At 56.9% G+C, this 6,255-nt stretch carries 5 protein-coding genes; 2 read left to right on the top strand and 3 right to left on the bottom strand.

Annotated elements, in window-relative coordinates; all coding sequences use genetic code 11:
- Nucleotides 1-249 precede the first annotated feature (249 nt).
- The 3 genes from clpB to rluD all read right to left on the bottom strand — a co-directional run bounded on the left by clpB (nt 250) and on the right by rluD (nt 4,662).
- Nucleotides 250-2,823: an ATP-dependent chaperone ClpB gene (clpB, locus tag AWX27_RS23815; RefSeq protein ID WP_060425331.1), complete on the bottom strand. Its 2,574-nt coding sequence runs from the start codon at nt 2,821-2,823 to the stop codon at nt 250-252.
- A gap of 130 nt (nt 2,824-2,953) precedes the next feature.
- Nucleotides 2,954-3,685, bottom strand: coding sequence for a purine nucleoside phosphorylase YfiH (gene yfiH / locus AWX27_RS23810; RefSeq protein WP_060425329.1), 732 nt, complete (start codon nt 3,683-3,685; stop codon nt 2,954-2,956).
- The gene (gene rluD / locus AWX27_RS23805) at nt 3,685-4,662 is read right to left on the bottom strand and encodes a 23S rRNA pseudouridine(1911/1915/1917) synthase RluD (RefSeq protein ID WP_004932452.1); all 978 of its coding nucleotides are present in this window, start codon (nt 4,660-4,662) and stop codon (nt 3,685-3,687) included. The genes yfiH and rluD overlap by 1 nt, the downstream gene beginning before the upstream one ends.
- Before the next feature lie 131 nt (nt 4,663-4,793).
- Here rluD and bamD point away from each other — a divergent pair, with 131 nt between their 5' ends.
- Together bamD and raiA are read left to right on the top strand one after the other, a co-directional pair.
- A complete protein-coding gene (gene bamD, locus AWX27_RS23800; protein WP_004932456.1) occupies nt 4,794-5,525 on the top strand; it encodes an outer membrane protein assembly factor BamD in 732 nt (243 codons plus the stop codon).
- A 312-nt stretch (nt 5,526-5,837) separates the two neighbouring features.
- Nucleotides 5,838-6,179, top strand: coding sequence for a ribosome-associated translation inhibitor RaiA (gene raiA, locus AWX27_RS23795; RefSeq protein ID WP_004932457.1), 342 nt, complete (start codon nt 5,838-5,840; stop codon nt 6,177-6,179).
- The last annotated feature ends 76 nt before the right edge of the window (nt 6,180-6,255 follow it).

Genomic DNA, 6,255 nt, shown 5'->3' with positions numbered 1-6,255 from the left:
TGTCAGTCGTTGTTCCCGGTCAGTGGAGGCGCATTATAGGGAGTTCTCGGCGGGCCGCAACCCCTAATTGCAAAAAACCTTTCAACCGCTCAAATAATCACCCAAAATGCCTTTTTAGGATGTTTATTAGTCAAAAAATACCGCTTTTAGCACAGTAATAGCGGCAAACCCTGTAAATAGGGACAAACGAAGATAAAGAAAAGGGAGCGGTCACCCGCTCCCTTTCATCTTTATTACGCTCGATTGCCGTTATTGGCGTGCAACAATATGGTCGTTTTCCACATCCAGCGTGACCAGCTTGCCAGGGATCAGCTTGCCGGACAGTATTTGCTGCGCCAGCGGGTTCTCGATCTCCTGCTGAATAGCGCGTTTCAACGGACGCGCACCATACACAGGGTCGTAACCCGTTTTGCTCAACAGCGCCAGGGCCGGTTCGGTCATGGTCACTTCGTAACCGCGCTCTTCCAAACGCTTGTACAGACGCGACAGCTGAATCTTGGCAATTGCAGCAATGTGTTTCTCGCCCAGCGGATGGAACACCACCACTTCGTCGATACGGTTGATGAACTCCGGGCGGAAGTGGTGACTCACCATCTCCATCACCGACTCTTTCATCTGTGCATAATTCATCTGACCGAAATGCTCCTGGATCAGATCGGAGCCCAGGTTGGACGTCATGATCACCACGGTATTGCGGAAATCGACGGTACGACCTTGACCATCGGTCAGTCGGCCGTCATCCAACACCTGCAACAGAATATTGAATACGTCCGGGTGCGCTTTCTCGACTTCATCCAGCAGAATCACCGAATAAGGCCGGCGGCGCACGGCCTCCGTGAGGTAACCGCCCTCTTCATAGCCGACATAACCCGGAGGCGCGCCGACCAGACGAGAAACGGAGTGTTTCTCCATAAACTCGGACATGTCGATACGCACCATGGCGTCGTCGCTGTCGAACAGGAACGAAGCCAGCGCTTTGCAGAGCTCGGTTTTCCCCACCCCGGTCGGGCCCAGGAACAGGAACGAACCGATCGGCCGGTTAGGATCGGACAATCCGGCGCGGCTGCGGCGGATAGCATTCGAGACCGCGCTGACCGCTTCGTCCTGGCCGATAACCCGCGAATGCAGCTCTTGCTCCAGGCGCAGCAGTTTGTCACGCTCCCCCTCCAGCATTCTGGCAACCGGGATACCGGTCGCACGCGCCAGCACTTCAGCAATCTCCGCATCGGTCACCCGGTTGCGCAGCAGCTTCATGCTCTTGCCTTCGGCCTGCGTGGCGGCGGCGAGCTGTTTCTCCAGCTCAGGAATTTTGCCGTACTGCAGTTCCGACATCCGCCCCAGATCGCCGACGCGGCGCGCCTGCTCCAGGGTGATTTTGGCCTGTTCGAGTTCGGCCTTGATGTTCTGGGTGCCGGAGAGCGAGGCTTTTTCCGCTTTCCACTCTTCTTCCAGCTCCGAATATTCGCGCTCTTTCTGTCCCAGCTCGTCGCTGAGCATGTCCAGGCGTTTCTTGCTGGCGTCGTCAGACTCTTTATTCAGCGCCTGCTGTTCCAGCTTCAACTGAATGATGCGGCGTTCAAGCCTGTCGAGCGATTCCGGCTTGGAATCCATCTGCATACGAATGCTGGACGCCGCTTCGTCGATCAGGTCGATAGCCTTGTCCGGCAATTGACGATCGGCGATATAACGGTGCGAAAGCGTTGCCGCCGCCACGATGGCCGGGTCGGTGATCTGCACGTGGTGGTGCAGTTCGTAACGTTCTTTCAAGCCGCGAAGGATAGCGATGGTGTCTTCCACGCTCGGCTCCGCCACATACACTTTCTGGAAACGACGTTCGAGCGCCGCATCCTTTTCTATATACTGACGGTACTCGTCGAGCGTAGTCGCGCCGACGCAGTGCAGCTCGCCGCGCGCCAGCGCTGGTTTGAGCATGTTGCCCGCATCCATCGCGCCATCCGCCTTACCGGCGCCGACCATGGTGTGCAGTTCGTCGATAAACAGGATAACGCTGCCTTCCTGCTTGGCCAGATCGTTGAGCACGCCTTTCAGGCGCTCTTCAAACTCGCCGCGGTACTTGGCGCCGGCGATCAAGGCGCCCATATCGAGGGACAATACGCGCTTGTACTTCAGCCCTTCCGGCACTTCGCCGTTGATGATGCGCTGCGCCAGGCCTTCGACGATGGCGGTTTTACCCACGCCAGGTTCGCCGATCAGCACCGGGTTGTTTTTGGTACGGCGCTGCAGCACCTGGATGGTGCGGCGGATCTCTTCGTCACGGCCGATTACCGGGTCAAGTTTGCCCTGCTCGGCGCGTTCGGTCAGATCGATGGTGTATTTCTTCAATGCTTGCCGTTGGTCTTCGGCGCCTTGGTCTTCCACGCTGTCACCGCCTCTCATTTGTTCAATGGCTTTGCTGATTTTGTCGGCCGTTGCGCCGGCCGCTTTCAACAAGTCGGTCAACGAACCGCGGTCTTCCAGCACCGCAAGCACAAACAGCTCGGAAGAAATGAATTTGTCCGCGCGCTTCTGCGCCAGCTTGTCGCACAGGTTCAAGACGCGCACCAGCTCGTGGGACGGTTGAACGTCGCCACCGGTACCTTCTACCTGCGGTAAACGGGACAGCGCCTGTTCGATTTCGGTGCGCACGCGCCCGGCATCGATACCTGCGGAAGTTAATAGTGGACGAACCGTGCCCCCTTCCTGATTGAGCAGGGCGCTCATCAGATGTAGCGGTTCAATAAACTGGTTGTCGTGCCCAAGGGCTAGTGACTGGGCATCGGCGAGGGCAAGCTGGAATTTGTTGGTAAGACGATCCAGACGCATAACACCTCCAAGATGGGTCGAAATTGCTACTGGAGATTAAATGAGGTCATCCCTCAAATTTTCAAGGTTATCTCGACGCTAAATTTTCGGTACAACGCCATGCGTCGTTGGATCGTCCTAATTCAATAGGTTATATCAGCCAGATTAAACTTGCCAGACGTCCGGTTATTCCATCGCGTCGATAGGAGAAAAAATGACTCTTTTCGTTAACCGTGCAGCGGTCGCCACCATAGATGGCCTGCACGCCTGCCCGCAACAAACGTTGGCGCGCCAGTAAGTAGATATTAGCCAAAAACTTATCGCCGTGCGGCATAAACGCCGCCGCGGCTTCGGCGTCTTCCGCGATAAAGGCGGCACGCACCTCCGGCCCGACTTCAAACTGCTGCGGGCCGATCGCCGGCCCCAGCCAGGCGCGGATCTGGCCCGGTGCGGCGCTGAACGCCGCCACGGTTTGTTCCAGCACGCCGTGGCACAACCCACGCCAGCCGGCGTGGGCGGCGGCCACTTCATCGCCGTTCTGCGAGCAGAACAGCACCGGCAGACAATCCGCCGTCATCACGGCACACACCTGCCCCGGCACGTTGCTGTACACCGCATCCGCCCGCAGATCGGCGGGCGCTTGCCCCGTCAACGTCACCACGCGGGTGCCGTGCACCTGCTCGAGCCACACCGGCATCTGCGGCAAGCCGGCGGCGGTAACCAACCGTTCCCGATTGCGCTTCACCGCTTGCTCCTCGTCACCGACGTGGGTGCCGAGGTTCAGCGAGTCATAAGGCAGCAGGCTGACGCCGCCGCCGCGCGTGGTGCTGCAGGCCTTAACGCCGGAAGGCAACGGCCAGTCGGGCAGAATGAGCGAATTCATTACCAGTCCATCTGATCTTTGAATTCTTCGGTGTCCGCCTTCAGCGCGTTGATCAGATCGACCATGTCCTGCGGCAGCGGCGCATGCCACTCCATCTGGATACCGCTGATCGGATGATACAAACGCAGCATGGTGGCGTGCAGCGCCTGGCGGTCAAAGCCGCGCAGCGTGTTGATGAAGGCTTCCGAAGCGCCTTTCGGCGGACGTGGACGGCCGCCGTACAGCGGATCGCCCACCAGCGGATGGCTGATGTAAGCCATGTGTACGCGGATCTGGTGAGTACGGCCGGTTTCCAGGCGCAGACGCAGGCGGGTGTGCGCACGGAAGTGTTCCATAATGCGGTAGTGCGTCACCGCCGGTTTACCCATCGGGTGCACCGCCATGTGGGTGCGCTTGGTAGAGTGACGCGCGATAGGCTCTTCTACCGTGCCGCCGGCGGTCATGGTGCCGATCGCCACCGCTTCGTATTCACGGGTAATTTCACGCGCCTGCAGCGCTTCCACCAGCCGGGTTTGCGCCGGCACGGTTTTCGCCACCACCATCAGGCCGGTGGTGTCTTTATCCAGACGGTGTACGATGCCGGCACGCGGCACGTCGGCGATTTCCGGGTAATGATGCAGCAACGCATTGAGCACCGTGCCGTCCGGGTTACCGGCGCCAGGGTGCACCACCAAATCGCGCGGTTTGTTGATCACCAGGATGTCACTGTCTTCATAGACGATATCCAGCGCGATATCCTGCGGCTCCCAACGCGCCTCTTCTTCAATCTGTGCATCGATGGCGACGGTCTCTCCGCCCAGCACCTTCTCTTTCGGTTTGTTTGACGTTTTGCCATTGACCTTCACCCGATCACCCAGGATCCACTCTTTTATGCGAGATCGTGAATAATCAGGGAACAATTCGGCCAAAGCCTGATCTAAACGTTGTCCGAGTTGAGATTCGGCCACCGTTGCGGTGAGTTGTACTTGTTGTGCCATATGCAGCTTCTTCGTTAACGTTGGGTTTTCACGGCGATGCCGTTTAATATAATGTGCTATTGTACCTGGTCTTTGTCGGGAGCTTAACGGACAGTCTCCCGGAATAACACCCTGAGGATAATCAAAACGTCATGACGCGTATGAAATATCTGGTGGCGGCAGCCACGTTGAGCCTGGCGCTGGCAGGTTGCTCCACATCCAAGGATGCGGTTCCCGACAACCCACCTTCGGAAATCTATGCTACCGCGCAGCAAAAACTGCAGGACGGTAACTTCAAGGGCGCGATTACGCAACTCGAAGCGTTAGATAACCGCTATCCTTTCGGGCCGTATTCCCAGCAGGTCCAGCTGGATTTGATTTACGCCTACTATAAGGCTGCCGACTTGCCGATGGCTCAGGCATCCATCGATCGCTTCATGCGTCTGAACCCGACGCACCCGAACATCGATTACGTGATGTACATGCGCGGCCTGACCGACATGGCGCTCGATGACAGCGCACTGCAGGGCTTCTTCGGGGTTGACCGTTCTGACCGCGATCCTCAGCACGCTCGCGCTGCGTTCCGCGACTTCAGCCAGTTGATTCAGCAATACCCGAACAGCCAATACGCGACCGACGCCAACAAGCGTTTGGTGTATCTGAAAGACCGCTTGGCCAAGTATGAGCTTTCGGTGGCGGAATACTACACTAAACGCGGTGCTTACGTCGCGGTCGTTAATCGCGCCGAGCAGATGTTGCGTGAATTCCCGGATACCAAAGCGACGCACGACGTGTTGCCGCTGATGGAAAATGCCTACAAGCAGCTGCAGCTGAACGGCCAGGCTGACAAAGTGGCCAAAGTGATCGCCGCCAACCCGCAATAACCGCGCGTCGGCAACGACAGAAAAACAAAACGGCAGCCTCGGCTGCCGTTTTCATTGGCGTGGACCGGTTTTTTACTGGAGAAATACACAAGTAAAAACACGGTGTTAGCTAACGTTCCTCACCGGTCAACTCATCGATAATGCGCCATCCGGCGGCAACTCTCAAGCATTAGATAGCCAATTCAGATGCTGAATCACAGATTGAACTAACTTTGCAAAAAGTGACAAAAAATCGTGATTTACATCACGTATTTAAACAAAAAGCGGGGTATGCTGGATTCACCAAGACGGAAAGACAGAGAGGTAAGTTATATGACATTGAACATTACCAGCAAACAAATGGATATCACTCCCGCAATCCGCAATCACGTCGAAGACCGTCTCACCAAACTGGAAAAATGGCAGACCCAGCTGATAAACCCGCATATCGTCTTATCTAAAGAACCGCAGGGGTTTGTCGCCGACGCTACCATTACCACGCCTAACGGCCCGCTGGTCGCCAGCGCCAAACATGACGACATGTATACCGCCGTTAACGAGCTGATCGCCAAGCTGGAGCGTCAGCTGAACAAGGTGCAGCACAAAGGCGAAGCGCGCCGCTGCAATGCCAGCGTGAAAGACATCGTGCCGGAAGTCACGCAAGAGCAAGAATAACCGTCCGACAGCGATTGCCGTATCAAACGCGCCCGAGGGCGCGTTTTTTGTCGGGTATTTTTGTTGACGGGGTAAA

This window comes from Serratia sp. 2880STDY5682894, from assembly GCF_001537385.1.
Classification (GTDB): domain Bacteria; phylum Pseudomonadota; class Gammaproteobacteria; order Enterobacterales; family Enterobacteriaceae; genus Serratia; species Serratia nevei.
The sequence above is the reverse complement of the archived record's forward strand: the minus strand, read 5'-3'. Positions and strand labels throughout refer to the sequence as shown.

Excerpts from the sequence above, each read along its gene's own strand:
- clpB (WP_060425331.1), bottom strand. The coding sequence starts at position 2,823 with ATGCGTCTGGATCGTCTTACCAACAAATTCCAGCTTGCCCTCGCCGAT.
- yfiH (WP_060425329.1), bottom strand. The coding sequence starts at position 3,685 with ATGAATTCGCTCATTCTGCCCGACTGGCCGTTGCCTTCCGGCGTTAAG.
- rluD (WP_004932452.1), bottom strand. The coding sequence starts at position 4,662 with ATGGCACAACAAGTACAACTCACCGCAACGGTGGCCGAATCTCAACTC.
- bamD (WP_004932456.1), top strand. The coding sequence starts at position 4,794 with ATGACGCGTATGAAATATCTGGTGGCGGCAGCCACGTTGAGCCTGGCG.
- raiA (WP_004932457.1), top strand. The coding sequence starts at position 5,838 with ATGACATTGAACATTACCAGCAAACAAATGGATATCACTCCCGCAATC.